General features: G+C 35.7%; 13 protein-coding genes. 3 read left to right on the top strand and 10 right to left on the bottom strand.

Translation table 11 applies throughout. From position 1 onward, the window contains the following. Nucleotides 1-129 precede the first annotated feature (129 nt). The 9 genes from CG11_RS24135 to CG11_RS24090 all read right to left on the bottom strand — a co-directional run bounded on the left by CG11_RS24135 (nt 130) and on the right by CG11_RS24090 (nt 10,760). Complete coding sequence (locus CG11_RS24135) at nt 130-1,722, bottom strand: AarF/ABC1/UbiB kinase family protein (protein ID WP_052599425.1); 1,593 nt, start codon at nt 1,720-1,722, stop codon at nt 130-132. A gap of 524 nt (nt 1,723-2,246) precedes the next feature. Then, nucleotides 2,247-3,755: a serine hydrolase gene (locus CG11_RS24130; protein WP_081909638.1), complete on the bottom strand. Its 1,509-nt coding sequence runs from the start codon at nt 3,753-3,755 to the stop codon at nt 2,247-2,249. A 200-nt stretch (nt 3,756-3,955) separates the two neighbouring features. Beyond that, the gene (locus CG11_RS24120; RefSeq protein ID WP_052599422.1) at nt 3,956-5,641 is read right to left on the bottom strand and encodes a hypothetical protein; all 1,686 of its coding nucleotides are present in this window, start codon (nt 5,639-5,641) and stop codon (nt 3,956-3,958) included. Next, the gene (dapA, locus tag CG11_RS24115; RefSeq protein ID WP_052599421.1) at nt 5,642-6,538 is read right to left on the bottom strand and encodes a 4-hydroxy-tetrahydrodipicolinate synthase; all 897 of its coding nucleotides are present in this window, start codon (nt 6,536-6,538) and stop codon (nt 5,642-5,644) included. A gap of 8 nt (nt 6,539-6,546) precedes the next feature. Further along, nucleotides 6,547-7,071, bottom strand: a complete 525-nt coding sequence (locus tag CG11_RS24110) for a hypothetical protein (protein WP_052599420.1) — start codon at nt 7,069-7,071, stop codon at nt 6,547-6,549. A gap of 169 nt (nt 7,072-7,240) precedes the next feature. After that, nucleotides 7,241-8,203 (bottom strand): acetyl-CoA carboxylase carboxyltransferase subunit alpha, encoded by a 963-nt coding sequence (locus CG11_RS24105; protein ID WP_052599419.1) that lies wholly within the window; start codon nt 8,201-8,203, stop codon nt 7,241-7,243. A 215-nt stretch (nt 8,204-8,418) separates the two neighbouring features. Beyond that, the gene (locus CG11_RS24100; protein ID WP_052599418.1) at nt 8,419-8,877 is read right to left on the bottom strand and encodes a hypothetical protein; all 459 of its coding nucleotides are present in this window, start codon (nt 8,875-8,877) and stop codon (nt 8,419-8,421) included. Nucleotides 8,878-9,098: 221 nt separating this feature from the next. After that, nucleotides 9,099-9,752 carry a hypothetical protein gene (locus CG11_RS24095; RefSeq protein ID WP_052599417.1) on the bottom strand — a complete coding sequence of 218 codons (654 nt, stop codon included), beginning with the start codon at nt 9,750-9,752 and terminating at the stop codon, nt 9,099-9,101. A gap of 9 nt (nt 9,753-9,761) precedes the next feature. Beyond that, the gene (locus CG11_RS24090) at nt 9,762-10,760 is read right to left on the bottom strand and encodes a hypothetical protein (protein WP_052599416.1); all 999 of its coding nucleotides are present in this window, start codon (nt 10,758-10,760) and stop codon (nt 9,762-9,764) included. 471 nt (nt 10,761-11,231) lie between these two features. On the opposite strand from CG11_RS24090, the gene CG11_RS24085 reads away from it, so the two are divergent. After that, entirely contained in the window at nt 11,232-12,749 is a 1,518-nt protein-coding gene (locus CG11_RS24085) for a toxin-antitoxin system YwqK family antitoxin (protein WP_052599415.1), read from the top strand. 72 nt (nt 12,750-12,821) lie between these two features. On the opposite strand, the gene CG11_RS24080 is transcribed toward CG11_RS24085, so the two are convergent. Further along, nucleotides 12,822-14,618, bottom strand: a complete 1,797-nt coding sequence (locus tag CG11_RS24080) for a choice-of-anchor I family protein (RefSeq protein WP_052599414.1) — start codon at nt 14,616-14,618, stop codon at nt 12,822-12,824. Nucleotides 14,619-15,073: 455 nt separating this feature from the next. Between CG11_RS24080 and CG11_RS24075 the strand changes: the two genes are divergently transcribed. Beyond that, entirely contained in the window at nt 15,074-16,903 is a 1,830-nt protein-coding gene (locus CG11_RS24075) for an alkaline phosphatase PhoX (protein WP_052599413.1), read from the top strand. Between the two features lie 118 nt (nt 16,904-17,021). Beyond that, nucleotides 17,022-18,854: a cytochrome c peroxidase gene (locus CG11_RS24070; RefSeq protein ID WP_052599412.1), complete on the top strand. Its 1,833-nt coding sequence runs from the start codon at nt 17,022-17,024 to the stop codon at nt 18,852-18,854. The last annotated feature ends 35 nt before the right edge of the window (nt 18,855-18,889 follow it).

The raw sequence follows: 18,889 nt of genomic DNA, 5'->3' as shown, positions 1-18,889 counted from the left end.
GGTCACAAGATAATAAAAAAATGCATATTATACCCTCTCAATTTGGTATAATATGCATTCTAAGATGTTAACTTATCAGCTATGGTTTGTAAATTATTTTTTATCTATTCATCCAACTCAAGTGCTTTACTATTTCGGTGTTCTCAAAAGCGTTAGCCAAAAGCTAAAAAATGAGGCAAATCCAAAGACTTGGAAAAACATCGTTAAATAAGGATAGGCATTGGTACTATCTAGTAATACGTAAAAATAAATAGCCGCTAAAAAAGCAATTAACCATACTATTTGTTGTCCTATCATTTGCATTCGGCTAAAACCTTCTTTGATATTTCGAACATCAATGGTAATTTTACCTTGATTGGCTTTCTTGATAATTTTCTGAACTTCAACGGGTAAAGTTGCTGCTGCCGTTACTTGCCGTTTTACAATATTCAAAGCCATTTTAGCCATACCACTTTTCCCACCAATCAACTCACGCTCAAGATAAGGTTTTAAGGTATGGACAGGATTCCAATCTGGATCCAACAAATAAACAACGCCTCCAACCAATACCACTGCACGATTCAACAAAACCCATTCCTTAGGAATTTGTACGATACGAGCCAACTCGCGAATATTAACTAATTTGAGTGCTTGCCTTAATTGATCTTCCGAAATATCCTGAATATTCAAGCTTTCCATTTCCAGCTCATTCTCAATAAAATCTTGAATATCGTCAATCAATTTTCGAACGACTCTAGCTGTCGCTTCACCATTCGCAATAAAACCTAATTGACGCAAAGATTTAACCATTTCGCCTGCATCCTGTTGAATCATATTTTGTATTAAGATCGGAATGCCTCGTTTCATTTTAGGACTCAATCTAGATACTGCTCCAAAATCCAATAAAATAATTTGCCCTTCTTTATTCACTAGTAAATTTCCTGGATGTGCATCTGCATGATAAAATCCATCCACCAAAATCATATGACAAAAAACTCGCACCAAACATTCGGTTAATTGGTGCAAATCTAAATTCCACGTCAACAACTGATCCACATCACTAATTTTAACCCCTTCGCAGTATTCAATTGTCAAAATTTTCTTTGAACTATATTCGGTGTAGACCTCAGGAACATAAATACCTTTTTCGTGTTTTACATTCTCCTTAATAATTTGCATAGATTCCGCCTCCTTACAGTAATCAAGCTCATCCTCTACCATTTCCTCCACTTGCTCGTATAGATGCTTCATTCCCTTTATTTTCATAAATTTCGAGAACATCTTAACAATCCGTTTAATGATTGTCAAATCCATATGCGCTAACTCATCTACTTCAGGGTGTTGCACTTTTACAACTACTTCTTTATCCCCTAACATAGCTCGATGTGCCTGCCCAATAGAAGCTGCCGCTAGAGGGACTTCATCAAAACGAGTAAAGAGTTCATCAATAGGCTTCCCTAGTTCTTTCATAACCGCTCTATTGATCGTTTCAAAAGAATGAGGAGGAACATTATCTTGTAATTGCTCTAACGGTGCTCTAAACTCTTCTGGCAAAACATTGGACAAGGTGGAGATTAATTGACCAGCTTTGATGAATAAACCTTGAAGTTCCAACATCATATCTTTTATGCGTTCAGCATTCTTCCTGTTTTTTTCTCTAATACGAGAATACCAGTACTCCTTTCCTCTAATTTTGGATACTAAATAGAGCCAAAAGTAGCTAAAACCTACTTTAAATGCCATCCAGTATGCTTTTCTGCGCCTTGTACTTGCCTTATGCATATATTTTGTTAGAATTGTTTTCTATTGGGTATAAGTAGTTGTTCTCTAATAAATAAACATTGATTGAATTTAGCTTTATTGGGGCGTTTTCCCCTAAATGTGTTGCTATTTCAGCGTATTGTTATTTATTACGAGAGTAACTTTTAAGTAGAACTATAAACTTGTAAATGTATTTGGAAATTGTTGTATTTAGGCTAAAACAACAAAGCTTAGCCTATCACATGATTATAGAACAGCCAAAAACACATTTTGTTCAGCTAACCCAACTATTTTTCATAATTTGGCAACGTAATTCTTATGTAGTAGTAAAAAGGCTACTAATGGCTATACTTTTCTATATCTGATAAAATTGAATAGAGTTCTTCTTACTAGTCGTTAAAAAGATTAATACGATTTCCTAATGGAGTAATAATAGAAACAACACCTACCTTAATTCTAATATTTTCTAATTCGTCAAACAATGCCTTTTATTCAAAAAATAGCGTTTACTTTACTTTTTTGAAGTACATTAAATTTACAGCTGGCCAAGAATTATAATAAAAACCTAATACCTTTCCGTCTTTGACATCATAGTACATCCGAGTTTGTTTTCCTCCTTTTTTGTATCCCAAACTAATGCCGTCCAATTGCGTTAATTCTTTCCGTTTTTTTCCTTCCTTAAAAAGCTTTGTATCTCTTTTCCACAACCATTTTCGTCTCTTGTATTGGTCTAGAGTTGGCAACAAATCCAATGTCATTTCTGCTCCAGCTTCATTGACATAAGTTCCTGCAAACTGCTCTCCAAAATCTAAGGATGCATCTGTTAAGTCTGTACGTCCATGCGCCAACAAAACAGACAACCTTCCCAATAAAAGAGACCAATGGTTCTTTTCTTCTGCTCCTGTTCGCACCATGATAATGTTATCTTTAGGAGCGACAAAAATATATTGACCATTGTACCCTGCTGCCCAGTATTGATCGTTGTTTTCAAATCCTAATTCCTCATATCCATTCCGCCAGTAGCAATTAGAGTATCCAAACCAACGATTCATATCTCGATGTTTTAATTCATCTACAAACCACTTGGGTACAATCTGCTGCCCCTCCCAAACACCATCGTTTAACATCAATTTTCCAAAACGAGCCATATCAGGTGCCGCCAATGCCATTCCACCAAATGTTCTTGGGTTTCGATGTTTTTTACTATCTAGCGTAACCATTGCATCGTACTGCATTCCCACGGGTCGCCATATTTTTGCTTCCAAATAGCTTGCTAAGCTTTGTCCGATTGCCTCTTCTAAACAAACACCCAAAATTTGAGTTGACAAAGACTTATACGCAAAACGAGTGTTCGGTTCATATTTTGCCTTGGCAGCCCGATTGATAAAACGCTTTTGGTTGCCAGTATAATACAATCCTCCCAAACGCAACACATTGTCAAAGTCATGCCAATTTAGTCCCGAAACCATTCCCATTAAATGACGTAGTGTTATGTTCTTTCGAGCATCGTCTCCAAATTCTGGAATAAAATCAGCAACTTTTTGATCCAAAGATAACAAGCCTTCTTCTGCTGCAATTGCTGCCAAGGTGGCTGTAATAGCTTTGGTAACAGAAAATACAACTTTGGGTTTGTTTTTGGCGCCACCATTCAGATATCGTTCATACAATACCGAATCATTTTTGATGATAATAAGCGCTGTGGTTTTTGACTTTTCTAAAAAAGCATCAAAATTATTCGTTTCTAGGTTTTCTTCCGTGGGTATCCACTGCTCCATTGGTGGGATGTTAGCAGGGGAATTGGCATTAATAAACAAAGGCTTCTTTGGCAGCATTGCTTCCATAGATGATGTCGCCCAATCGTTCATAGCCGACCCTGATATGGTATCACAAGCAAATACTTTATGATGGTCTTCTATGCTAGGTTTAAAGAATACAACAATTTTGGTTAAAGTGCAACTGGATAAAGAGCAAACCATTGATAAACAAACAATGATTTGTAGTAAAGATTTGATCATAATAAAATATGCGAGGGATTATTTTTTTAATGCTCTAAAAAGGAAGCTTTCTTTTGAGAGACTCGCAATATACAAAAAATCAAAGCGATATGCAATAGATATTTAAAAATTGCCATAGACTTTAACGCTATCCAACGGCAATAGATCCTCAAAACATCTCGTAGTAACACAATGTGGGTAAAATCGTTTATAGAAGTATTTTAGTGCTCTGATACCCGTAATAAATTGGGATCTTTTAACTGGTACAAAGCTACCTCTGGGCTTTCATAGATTATTTCTATACTTGCTGGATGCTTTTTTTCGTAACAATCTTTGATACAACGAGGCAAATCATCGTAAGAAAAATTCGACATATAACGAGTCGCACCATTCACCAATACATATACTGTTTTTTCGGGTGAAAATGTTAGCTCAGGTAAGTCTGAATAATCATAGAACTGAACAGGCCCCTCTTCGTTATATTCTAATAAATATTGCCCCATGTGTTTTTGTATAACATTCGTAAGAACAATTGTTGGTTCTTTCTTATCTTTTAAATACGCATAAATTACTGCTCGTTGTTCTACATAAGAATGTTTATTGGCTGTTTGCATAGAAGAAATAATAGGCATTAGCGCCACTGTTCCCATCCCTAGTAGAAAGCCACTTACAATAATCGTTCGATTGGGTAAGATAATACGCAAAAGCACCAGTACCATTATTCCTAAATAAGCCCATTCAAAGTTTCCAATTGCCTTGTATTTTGCTAATAAAAAAACAAGTATGGAAACAATTAAAAATGCAAATTTTCTTTCTTTTTTTTGTGCAAAATGGTACAAGGCAGGTGCCGCAACAACTGCTGCAATTGGTACTAAAAACAAAAAATGGCGGATATCAGGACAAATTGGCAAATACGCTTTGTAAGACGTTGTCATAAAATTAGATGACAGCAGCGACAGCACTAAAATCAAGGCCCAGTACGATTGTTCGTTTTTAAAGGTGATGAAGTCACGAAAACGATGGCTAACAATGGCAGGCAACGCCAACATAAGACTAATCATCATTCCTGTTCTAAGAAATTTCTCGATCATCTCATAACCAATTCGATGCAACAATACCCCCCAAGGTTGTATGGCATAATTGCAAAAAGCAAACGAACGCCCTTCTCCCAAATTATCATCTAAACCTGCCTCAACAGCATGAAATCTTGCAAGCGGGTCTCCTGTCAACAAGTAGATAACGAATAAATATAAAATACCCATTGCCGTACAACAAAAAGCCGTATACAACCAAAACTTATAGTGCCGTTTTAGCACGACATCTATTAATAACAAAATAAAAAAGACAGGAAATAAAAGCAGAACGGACTGCTTGGTGATGTATGCCCAAATTAACACCAAGGATAATATTAAGGCATGTTTAAATGGGGTGGTCTGTTGTTTAAAATGATGATGCCAAATTAAAGCAAATGCAGCAAACGTGGCTAAGGCTACCGATGTATCGGGCATGATTTTATCGGAATAGTACATTGTCCAATTATCCAACACATAAATCAATGCTGCTATTACTCCTACCAGTCGTACTTCTTTTTGAAGTACCTTAAAAATTAGTAATACCGTTAATAATAACACCAAAGAAGCAGGGATAGCTGAAACCGTATCATTAACACCAAATAGAGCATAGAAAAAACCTGTCAAGCTAATAAATCCCCAACGATAAGAAAAAAAGTCTTCGTTTAAAAAAAACAATTGTCCATCTGCCCATTTCTTGCCATAATAACCATAGCCCATAATGTCATCAAACCCATAATGACCAAAATATCCACCATAATGATGGACAAATAAAAAGGCTATAATACCTAAAAAAGTATATAGCCTAATGTCTTTATATAAGTTTTTTTCCTTCATCTAAACCAAGACTAATTCCTTTAGTTTAGTTATGATAGAATCTATGGATTCCTTGGTTGTAGGAGTTGCTGGTACTAATGGCAATCGCAATTCTTCTTCACAAATACCCAATTGATGCAAGACATATTTTATTCCCGCTGGATTGCCATCCACAAACAACAAATCTACCAATTGCATAAATGAATAATGCAAGTTTCTAGCCTTTAGAAAGTCTCCAGCCAAACCTGCTCTAACCATATCTGAATATCCTTGAGGATACGCATTTCCAATAACGGAAATCAAGCCATCCATTCCACAAGCCAACATAGGTAATGTCAAGTTATCATCTCCTGACAAAACAGAGAAGTTCGCTGGTTTTGCACCATTGACAATTTCCATGCACTGCGCTAAATTGCCTGAAGCTTCTTTGATTGCGACAAATTTATCGCTTGCATTTGCCAAGCGCAAGGTTGTGGCAGCTGTCATATTAGAAGCTGTACGACCTGGAACATTGTACAAAATAATTGGACAAGGAGCAACTGCTGCTATTGCCATAAAATGCTGATAAATTCCTTCTTGAGTAGGTTTATTATAAGCAGGGCTAGCCGATAAAATCCCATCAATTCCTTTAAAATGGTAGTTTTGAATACTTTTAATAACTGCCGCCGTGTTATTTCCTCCGAAGCCTGCAACAATCGCAACTCTACCAGCAGCAATTTTGACTGTAAAATCTAGTACAGCGTGCTTTTCCGTTTCGCTTAATGTCACCGACTCCCCTGTTGTTCCTAAGGACACTAAAAACTCTACCCCACCATCTATATTATGATTAATCAATCGCTCCAAACCATCGTAATCTACGACTCCGTTTTTGAAGGGAGTGACCAAAGCTACTCCTGTACCTGTAAATATTTTGCTCATAATTTAACTTAATGAATCTTTCTTAAATAAGTCTCCATCTGTTGAATGATGGCTCTTAAACTTTGACTTTTGCCATACACCATAAAATCATAAAAATCGGTCTTCTCTTCTCTATAATGCCCAATTCTAAATTTAGCTGCTGAAGCAGCTGAGATGTACTCCAAAGGTTGGCAATTGTTGATATGCAAAGCAATCAACAAATCAAATGGCTGTTGAATAAAATCTAGCACCTCTTGTTTTTTGGGCGTTTGACTCAAGCCCAAATCTTTGTTGCAAAAAACGGGAAATTTTTCGTCCTCACTAAGTTCCTTTACATCTTTGTATCCCATCACAGCTACCTGTTTTCGTTGTGTTTGCAACGCTCTTTTGAATGATAAAACGGTCTGTGTATCGGTCTCACTGCTAGCATCAAAAAGAATTCCTATATTTTTTGCCGTATCAAGATTGCAAGACGATCTTTGTCTATTTTGTTTGGCGCATTGTTTCAACTTTCGTTGATACAAATTTTCTTTTATTCCAGTTAACAAGCTCATATCGGGGGAATATTTAATGTAATTAATTGGTGTTGATCTTTTTATTATAGATTATCATCCATTAATAATTTAGTAATCTATCTATATTACTAAAACAAAAGACAAGCATTAATTTATCAAATTTAGGACAAAAAAAATTAATGCTTGTTTAAAAATTTATTGTTAACAACTACTTTTTGTAAGTAACACGCCCCATTTGGCTATACTTTTCGATACGAGACTGCACCAATTCATCTTTAGTTAACTCACTCAAAGCAGTCAATTCTTTTTTAAGGTGACGCTTCAATATTTTTGCGGCTTCTTCTGGTTGTAGATGTGCTCCTCCAACAGGTTCTTTAATTATTCCATCAATGATACCAAATTCTAACGCATCTGCTCCTGTCAATTTTAGAGCTTCAGCAGCTTCTTTCTTGTGCTCTACATTGCGCCAAAGAATCGTAGAACAAGACTCTGGAGAAATAACTGTATACCATGTATTTTCCATCATAAAAGTACGATTTCCAACACCAATTCCCAAAGCACCTCCAGAAGCACCTTCTCCAATTACAACGCAAATAATTGGCACACGAAGTTTTGCCATTTCAAACAAGTTGCGAGCAATCGCCTCTGCTTGACCACGTTCCTCTGCCTCGATTCCAGGAAATGCACCTGGCGTATCAATCAAACAAATAACAGGTAAATCCAAGCGCTCTGCTGTTTTCATCAAACGCAATGCCTTGCGATATCCTTCTGGGTTTGGCATACCAAAATTACGATATTGACGCATCTTGATATCTTCTCCCTTTTGTTGACCAATAATCATAACACTATGTTTATCAATCTTGCCAATTCCCCCAACAATTGCTTTATCATCCTTGAAGCAACGATCTCCATGCATTTCTACAAAGCGAGAGCACATTTGTTCAATGTAAAATAAGGTATAAGGTCTTTTAGGATGTCTAGAAAGTTGTACTTTTTGCCACCCAGTTAAATTGTTGTATATGTTTTTTCGAGTGCTTACAATTTTCTTTTCTAATGCAGCAACAGCAGTATTTAATGCATCCACATCATGGTTCAAATCTGCAGTTTTCTTTAGTTCTGCTAGTTGTTCGTATAGTTCCTCAATTGGCTTTTCAAAATCTAGAAATAACATAGTTTGAAAGTTTTTTATAAAAGGATTAGTAAGTTTTTATAGATAAATTGGGCATATATAGGTTATCAACAAAATATTTAGTTTTCTTTCAGATAAGAGGTCACATCTATATCGACCAACCTCTAAATCAATGCGTCAGATCAATCTTTGTCCCAATAATTTTACCTCAAGGATTAAAATGATAAGACGTTTAAGACTCAAATCTACTACTATTTTTACAAATCCCAAATATTAGAAGGAGCTAGAACCATTTTTTTGACTTTTACCTTTCCTTCTATCAGGACTTCTAAGCTTCCACTATTAGGATGTTTTTTCCCTTGCCAATACTTGTGCGCACAGCTTGTAATTTTCTCATAACTCAATCCATCACAATGGAGCAAATCCATTTCAGCCAATAAAGGTACACCTTCATCAATCTCTACTTCATAGACATAACTCTTGTAGGCATAAAATGTTCTAGCGATTGCCAAATCGGCAAATAAAAAAGTACAATTCAACCTAGATGGTAGGCTAGCATAATGATGTACGCGAATTGCTTCAAATATTTCTTCTTTAATATAAGTAGCGTATTCTTTTTCTATTGAATCATGTCTGCGAATTCGTTCTCCGTAAACTCCTAGAGTAAGAATAGTTCCCTCTCTAAGTTTTCGATGAGATACGTGGTAATAATTCATATACGCCAATTTTATTTTTTAGCTTTTGTGCTTGTCATAATAATAGTCTACTAAAAAGTAAGCAGATTGATTGAATAAACAAGTTAGAGAAAATACTCTAAGTAGATAGCATTAACTTTCATAAAAATAATCGTTTAGAATAAAAAGCAGAAAAGTTCCTTTTAGCCAATGCTAAAGAAACTTTTCTAGAATTTTATTTATCAAATTTACCAATAACCATTCTACTCCTTTTGTTTCTTCTTTTTAACCTTAGAAGAATCCCAAATCGTGTAGCCTAAGTATATCGTGCTACCTATGTGTTTGAAATAAATCGTTTCATTTTTACTTGAAAAGGTATGTTGCTCAAAATCATTCAAACCTAAGTGAAATCTAGCTCCTAAACTAAATCTTTTGTATTTTCCTTCAATGCCAAACAAAAGTCCTATATAGGGTCTTGTTTGTCCTTTTTTTGCAGCATTTATCACACTTCCTACATTTGCTAAACTTAGCCCAAATTCAGAACCGCCTTCTATGACTAAAGATATTTCTTTAGAAAAGTTTTTTTTGTAACCCAATAGAACAGGTATGGTTAAATACATAAAAACATTTTCAAAGCCTTTAAAAAAATAATCATTAGCCCCCAAAGAAAGTAAAGAAAAGCCTGTTGACAACCTAAATAAATTATAGGTATACTCATATTTTACATTTATATTGAGTGTATAAAATGGCGTAAATTCATACAAATCAGCGTAATAAGAACTTGTATTTAATGCTGCTCTTGTCCCCACTTTATATAAAGTAGAAACTGTCCATCCAGCAGTAGCAGAAATATTATGTTGTGCTGAAATAAAACTACTACTAAAAGTAAATAGTAATATTAAAATGATATTTTTCATTATTTTCTTTTATAAGTCATTAAAATCTACAGGACAACCGTCCCACACTATTTGCATCCTTAAAGAAGATATATTATCATTTACAGTAGTACAAAATAAGCCTCCAAAATGATCCGCTGTTAAATCATTCCAACAACGAGCAACATAACCATTATTCCAATCACTTTCATTAATTGTAGTAACAAGTTTTTTACAATTTCCTTGTGTAAAGAAACCATCTTTATAAACAGCAAAAGCCATTGCATCAGCACCTGGTTGAAAATTAAAACAATAAGAAGAAATACAATCTTCCCAAGACTGATTACTTTGTCTGTAATTCCAGTCTAAGTTTGCAGCAGCATAAGTCCAGTTGCAATCCCATTCCCCATGTATCCAAAACCAAACATTGGGTTCTGTTTCTAGATTAAACATTTCCCCATTTTGGATTGCGTCCTCCCATAGTCGCCAAGAGTTGTTGTTTCTACTTGCACTTCTACCTTCTCCCAATTTTCCCATAAAAGCTTCGACATCTCTAGGCGGTGTTCCTACAATTTTAAATTCGTTATAAATAGCATCTATTGCTGCTTTCGTTTCTGCATAGATTTGAGGATCATTGTAATTTATATCTACCCCATACCGTGCAATTAGTTGGTCTCTTAATAAGTTGGTGGCGTGCCCAACTTGGAACTGTCGCCCTACTTTTTCATCTATATGTTCCTCATAATATTTATAACCTTCCATTTCGGAATTGAATAAATGTATCTTCTTCTCTCTACCTGAAAACGAAAAGGCAACAACATCTGATTGCTCTGCTACCAAACTTTCTAACAAGGCACTTTCTTCATTTGGTATAAAGTGCTCCTCTTTGCCGAACAAGATTTTGTATTCTTTCTGGTTGTATACAAAAGTTCTTTCAATGGTGTTCTGGGAAATTTGATTTTGGGTTTCTTCTGCTTCTTTTTGTTTAGAGCAGGAAATAACAAGGGAAAATAGTAACATCAAAGCTACCATTAGAATGGAGTGTTTCATAATAATGTAGATTATTAATTTAAAACTTTTATTTCAACAAATATAAATAAAGATTATAAAAAACTTCCTAAAAGACAAAAAAATAAACAAAACCCAATAAAAATGAAACAATTGATTAAAAAACAAAATCCATAATTCTCAATTATAAAAAAACAAAGGTTACCTTTTCATAAACAGATACATTAACAATAAAATAGATTTTAAAGAGGTAAGAATAAAAATATTTTTAACATTTCATTAACATTTTTCTTATTAACGAATCTTAACAATTCCACGTACTTAATAATATAACTATCTATCAATCACAAGTAATTCACTAGGGCTTCCTTGTTGTATCAATCATCACACAAACTAATACACTCCTAGTTACCTACTTAAATGAATCACAGAAATTGTTTAAAAATAAACTCAATACACATTCCTAACTTGAGTTCTGCTTATTCTTAAACAAGTTCACTAAAATCAATTGTTATGAGAATATTGAATACAATTGCTTTGTTTGTTTTTTTTACTACAATCAACCCAATTTATAGTCAAAACAAGCTAGATAACGGCAAAAAAACAGGTTACTGGGAACTAAAAGATGCACAAGGACTCGTTTATGCAGAAGGCGAATACATCAATGATACCAGAAGCGGTCCTTGGAAATTTTATGTATCCCAATATAGCCGTAAAAACCACCAACCTGATGTTCAGGGTAGCTACAATACAAATGGTATTAAACAAGGCGAATGGATTTATACTAACTTCCATACCGATATTAGTGTTCGTGCCAATTTTGTCAACGACCTAATGCAAGGAGAATGCCTCTACTATGATAAAAACAATAGTATTTTAGCCCGAGGTTTGATGGTGGATGGAATTCGTCATGGCAAATGGATTCTTTATGATGAAAATAATCCGACTGGTGCCTATCACGCAAATGGACTGAAACTAAACAAGGTTATGTCAGAAGGCTTTTATGAAAATGGCGTTCGAATTGGTACTTGGGCTTATGATTATTTCTTAGATGTTAATACTCATGTCAAAGGAAGTTTGAACTTTGAAAACGGCACCAATTCTGGTCGTTTGGACTTTTATAAAATAGAGCAACATCCTACTTTTGGTGTTAGTGAAACGCTGGCAGGTAGTGGTGCTTACTCTAATGGCAAAAAGGTGGGTCGTTGGATAGAATTCAACTACGGTACTAAAGGTGATTTTATCGAAACAGGTAATTACAACGAACAAGGGCAACGTACTGGTCTTTGGAAAATTAGAATTGCCAACCAAACTTATTTAGCAGGTTCTTATAACAATGGCGTTCCACATGGTCGATTCAATCATTATTATGACAATGGTCAGCTTAAATATGCTTCTACTTATAACAATGGCTTGGAAGAAGGTGAATTTAAGCGTTATTACAAAAATGGACAATTGCAAGAACAAGGCACCCATGTTATCATTACTGATGAAACCACTAGAGATACGACTTTCTTTAGCCTAAAACTTCCTTATGAGCACCATTTCTTATTGGTGGAAGAAGACTTTCCCAGCATGCATTATGAATATATTACTTGGCTGAACGAACCTGGATATTCTATTGCTCCGAGCGAACTAAACCGACGTTTCAACTTGTATCGCACGTACGGATTGGAAGCACAACCAAGAATTGCCAACATCACAGTCAAAGATAGGAAAACGGTTCGTGAAGGAGATTACTTAGCATTTTATGAAGATGGAGGGCTTAAACTAAAAGGCAGTCATAGCCCACATACGGCTAGCCTTTTTGATCCGAATAAGCGTGTTGTTACCCAAACCTATGCTAGAACGGGTGAATGGAAAGAATACGGGAAAGACCAATTACTCAAAAACACCTACATTTATGAGGATGGAAAGTTAAAGAAGATGTTAGATCCGAATGGTTATATCGTGCATACTTTTAAGTACGAAGCTAATAGTGTTAATATGATTGATAGCCAAGGGAATTCTATCAATATTGATTTGGAATAAGACATTTATATTTTAGAATTGAAAATGAGTTTTACTTACCTCATTTTCAATTCTAAAATGTATTTATTCCTATTAGTTTTTAACAACTTTTGTCGTCCATACGCTGGATGGGTTGGTCGCATCTTGTATTGTTACATAATACATACCTGTTGACAAATTTCCTAAAGATAAGGTTGTTGTCCCCATAAAAACACCTTGCTCTATCTGTTGTCCTACGGTATTGGTTAGGTAGTATTGCACCTCTTTATTGTAAGAATCCATTTCAATCGTCAATTCGTTCGATGTCGGATTAGGATAAACACTTCCCTTTGCATCTATCGCAGATACCATTACAGAAGATAACAAATCAACTATTTCATAAATGGTTGTTGTTCCTGATACTTCATTGCTAACAATCAGCATATTTTTACCATTGTGACTTTCGGCTGCGGGAACAAACACCAAACCTTCTGGTGCGATATCCGTCATTGTTCCTGATGTTGCATCAAAATTATTAATAAAAGCCTCAAATATAGGGCTATTAGGGTTCGTTACATCATAAACCATAATCCCTCCTTGACGTTCTAAGCCAATAAAAGCATAAAATCGATTTCCGATTTTACCAATCGCAACAGCTTCCGGTTCTGGTCCTTTATCATCTGAACGGTTATCCATTTTTGAAGCCAAACCATCGTTACAATTAAAGAAAGCAGGATGATTGGCAGCAATATATTGCTCAATTGCATCGCCACTATCCCAAATCAAATTACCTGTTTCATCCCAAATTGAAAATGAACGCGCTCCATAGCTATACAATTCATCTACATCACCATCGCCATCTGTATCACCAATAACGTCTGCTGTAAATGTTTTTAAACGTCCTAAAAAATTATCACCTTGAAGTATATTCGCTGTTGGAAAAGCCATCGAATCCAATGTTAAATTTTTAATTCTTGTTTCTGAACTGTAGCCTCCATAATCTCTTCCATCTCCTTCATTAGCAGAAACGAAATAAGTCATCCCACCTACAGAGTAAGCGGCAATAGCATCTGGTTGGTAAACGCCTTTTACATTTTGAGTTAAAATATTAATGATACCATCTGTATTGGTTGCATCAAAACCATTGCCGACTACACTATGATCTTTAAATCCAAGTCCTTTATATGTCAGTATGGTATCTGCTGTCAAATCTACTAATATCAACACGTTGTTTTCTTGACAGGCAACAGCTGCCAAGGTAGAAGTTTGGTTAACAGCAATGTATTCTGGTTCTAAATCTTCTGCAAGCGTTGTTCCTGGTTTTTGAATACTTCCAGCAATAGTTGTTGGGGCATCTGTGAACGTTAAGAATTTCACATGGCTAGTATTCACAGCAGCAACTCCCCCGCTAATATCTATAATAACAATAGAACCTTCAGGATCGATTGTATAAGCATCGTTCGGTTCTCCTTCACAAGCTACCAATACTTTGTTTCCATCTTTAGTGACTGTCAACATATCTGGCAAGTGTCCAACAGTAACCTCATTTACATAAGCTCCTGTTTGATCAAAAAAGACTACTTTCCCAGAATCTTGTTTAACAACAGCCTCAATTGCTGCTGCAAAATAGCCATTGTTTAGATTGACGACAGAATTCACACCGCCACCATACAAGGTTACATCAATCCCACCCATGTGCATAGGCATACTTGGATTGCTTATATCAACCATATCAATAGAGTCCGAAGCGGCATTGGTAATAATCAATTGATTAGTAGTGGAGTCATAAGCTGAAATTTCACAAGCACCATCTCGACCATCGGTATAACGCCCTAATTCCGTAACAGATATGTTTTGAGCATACGTAAACTGAGCTATCAATAAGCATAAAAGGGGTAAAATAGATTTCATTCGTCTCTTATTTTAGTTTATAAAGATTTGCAAACAGTAACGTCTTACATTTAGAACTCTAGTGCTTGCTATTTTTAAGGGCAACACACTATCCGTTAACTTATTTAAGACCTTGTTTTTCTGTTCATTTCGAGCACAAAAGTAATGTTCATAGATTGGCTTAAATTTAATTATAGGCTATCTTAATGTTAATTTCAAGCAACTCAATATTTACACAAACGAAAGATAAAAGCAAAATTCACACAAGACTCCAACTACCACAACTAATAGTTTTTCAGACCGTTAAACAATCCCCAAAACAAATATTGTTCAAATAAACTACTTAACACCAATTTCAATATTCTTTATCTCTTCCTTTAATTTAGGTTAACAAATAGGCGGTACTTTTGCAGCGGAAATAGACTTCCTGTGACTAGGAAAAAACATTCATTACAACACTTTATCAAACCTAAATTATGAAAAAGCTAACACTACTACTTCTTTGTGTTTTCTTTAGTGCTACTGGATTTGCACAAATCCAATTTGACGCCACTATACAACCTGCTTTTGGAGCAGAAACGGTACTTATGCCACCTTCTCCATTAAAATCACAAGTGATTTTTATCGGGGGGTATGACATGGTAGAGGCAACAGCAACTTATGGGCAGCCAGCTCAAACTGTCGTTTCTAAAGATTGGAATGACTTTATTGGATTTACACCTGATGCTTCAGGACAACACTTGGGATGGATTTCAATCAACCATGAAAAAGTTGTTTCTAATGACAATCTTGGAGATGGCGGAGGAATGACAACCTTTTTAATTGATAGAGATTCCTTGACAGATTCTATCATTGTAGTCAATCAAACATTATTAGATGGACGTTCTGGAAAATTCTTTAATGTTGACTTTGTTAATCATACAGGTGAAACAGGAATGAATTGTGGTGGTATTACGTCTACAGTAGATGGAAGAATTTGGACAGCTGAAGAATGGTTCCGTGGAGACAACACTGATATTGCAGATAGAGATACTTCTTTGTTTACGATCGGTACAGGTACTGCCAATGGACAAGCGGCTCCTGCTGGTTTTCCTGGTTGGAATGGTCAGACCATTCAAAAATACCAAAACTACAACTACATGACTGAAATTGATCCTCGACAAGCTGTAGCAATTCGCAAGCAATACAACTGGGGAAGACAAGCGTTTGAAGGTGGTGTTGTTATGCCTGACAACCGCACAGTTTACCTAACTGTTGACGATACTCCTGCCTTTTTTACCAAATTTGTGGCAGATAACGTAGGCGATTTTACCGTAGGCAAAACTTATGTATACAAACAAGATGCAACTGGTAGCAAATGGATTGAAATTGATAATACAGATCCTAATAAAATGCTTAACTTCAAAAATGAAGCCGTTGCAGTTGGAGCAACAATGTTCAATCGTTTGGAATGGATTGCCAAAGATCCAAATTCTAACAAAGTATATTTAACTGAAACAGGTCGTGACAATCCTGCATCAAGATGGGCAGATGAGTCTGCTGCTGGTGCAACACACGCTACACATACGCTTAATAGAGCAGCTTTTGTACAAGGTACACATCCTGATTCTAGTGATTACTGGGACTACTATGGTCGTGTTTTGCAATTTGATCCTGCCACCGATGCCATGACATCGTTCTTAGAAGGAGGTCCTCATTATGCCAATTCACCAGATTCTACGCACTATCCTTACAACCACCTTTCTAATCCTGATGGTTTAAACTTTATCAATGTTAATGGTCAATCTTATATGATGATTTGTGAAGACTTAAATGGTACTTCTCATGGTAGAGTTCCTGCTGGCTTGTCGGATAGAACTTGTGAATTGTACTTGTTTGATATGTCTGATAACACGCCTACTGTAAGCGATTTGACACGTATTTCTGTAGCGGCTAAAGGAGCTGAAATCACAGGGGCAATTGCAAGTCCTGACGGAAAAACAATCTTTGTTAACTCTCAACACCCTAGCAGCAGCAACCCTTTCCCTTACAACCACTCTTTAACGTACGCCATCACAGGTTGGGATCAAAGTATTACTACGATCAAAAATATCCAACAAGAACAAGCGGACTATGATTTTTATCCAAATCCTGTTTCTCGTACAGTTTATTTCAAAGAAGTAGGTGATTTTGCCATTTATGATTTGCATGGTAGAAGGTTAGAAGTCTATAGAAATGTTAACCAAATTGATGTTGCCCACTTGGCAGCAGGTACTTACTTCATACAAAATAAGGCAGGTATAACTAAAAAACTGATTGTTCAATAGTTTGTCATACACATTATTAGTTTAAAGCAAGATTCTGTAGGGATTTACTTCCTTACAGAATTTGCTATTCTACCCAACAAGCATATATCTCTACGCTGTTACTAATTACACTATTCTTATGAAATATTCTTTCCTAATTATTGCGCTGATTACCTTATTTGTAATGGTTTCAAGCACAACAGATACCGCCTCTCCCAAACCCGAAACCTCTATTCCTACCCTTCAGATCAAGACCAATTTTTTGAGTCAATTGGATCAACTTCAAACACACTTGGAACAACTACTTTTAGATCTAAAAGATAAGAACATCCAACAAGCTAGGGCGACTTATCTCAAAGCTCGAATACCTTTTAAGCAAGCAGAATTTTTGATCGCTTATCTAGATCCTCAATTGTATGAACGTAGCATCAATGAATCTCCTTTGCTAAAACCTACTCCAAAAGTTGCCAACAAGGAAACACATTATCCTGGCGGCTTTCAAGTTATTGATGAACAGCTTTTTGAAGAGCAAGTCACTGTAGAACCAATTCAAAAAACTGTTACATACTTAAAAACAGAAATTCAGCGTTTTAGAACCAGAGTAACCTCTATTCGTTTTTATGATGCCATGATTATTCATGCGATGAAAGAGGCTCTTATTCGTTCCTTTACTTTAGGAATTACAGGTTTTGACACACCTGCTTCTGATAATGCTATTGAGGATTTCAAACAAGTCAATCAAGGTATTTTGAACACCTTACTCTCTTATAAAGAACGTTTTTCTCCCCAATTAATTTCAACTATAGAACAACAGTTTAATGCGATTAATTATGATTCTTTTGATGATTTTGATCGTTATGCTTATTTGGTTGGGCAGCTTATTCCTATATTAGAAAATCTAGAGGCGATTAGGGTCGGTGCTAATTTAGAAACCAAAGAAGAGTTAAATCGTTATCAACTGCCTCTAAATAGCAGTTTTACCAATCCCTTTCAAGCTGACTTTTTAAATGCCTCTTATTATACGAATATTCCTAATCAGCAAATACAATCGGCTCAAATTGAACTTGGCAAACAGCTTTTTAACGATCCTATTCTTTCAGACAACCTCAAAACATCTTGTGCCACTTGTCACAACGAAAAACTAGCCTTTACCGACCAATTAGAGCGCAGTATGAATGGAGATAAAACGCAGACAACTAGCCGCAATTCTCCTTCTCTAAATTACAGTATTTATGCCAGTGCTTATTTTTTTGATTTGCGAGCCCATGATTTGAAAAATCAATTTGATCATGTCATCCACAATGAAAAAGAATTTAACAGCGATTATACATCTATTATTAAGAAATTGCATCAAAATAAAGATTATCAACAGAAATTTGCAACAAGCTATGCTCAACACCCCAACCCAATCAGCACAGCAAGCATCAATCATGCTCTCAAAAGTTATTTGATGAGTTTGCCTCGCTTTGATTCACCTTTTGATCAATTGGTTCAAACCAAAACGGAAACAATACCAGAAGAATTGAGACAGGGTTTTAATTTATTTATGGGCAAAGCTCAATGCGCTACTTGTCATTTTCCACCTACTTTTAGTGGCTTAGTCCCTCCTAGATATGTTGATTCTGAATCTGAAGTCTTGGGAGTCTTGGACGATGAGAATTTTGACCACCCCAAACTAGACAAAGACTTGGGACGAATCAACAACGGCATTACCAAAGATAACTATGATTTTTTTGCCAATTCATTTAAAACCGTTAGCATTCGGAATGTAGCTTTAACAGCACCTTATATGCATAATGGCTCTATCAAAACATTAGAAAAGGTAATTGAGTTTTATGACTTAGGTGGCGGTGTAGGAATGGGATTAGATTTACCACATCAAACTCTACCCGAAGATCAACTTAATCTAACCGATGCAGAAAAAGCTGCTTTGGTTGTTTTTTTAGAAAGTTTAACGGACTCAAACTATTAATGCCTTAGCCGAATAAGAAGCTACTGAATTTTGCA

The sequence above is a fragment of the Aureispira sp. CCB-QB1 genome (genome assembly GCF_000724545.1).
Classification (GTDB): domain Bacteria; phylum Bacteroidota; class Bacteroidia; order Chitinophagales; family Saprospiraceae; genus Aureispira.
This window is presented reverse-complemented; position numbering and strand designations above follow the sequence as displayed.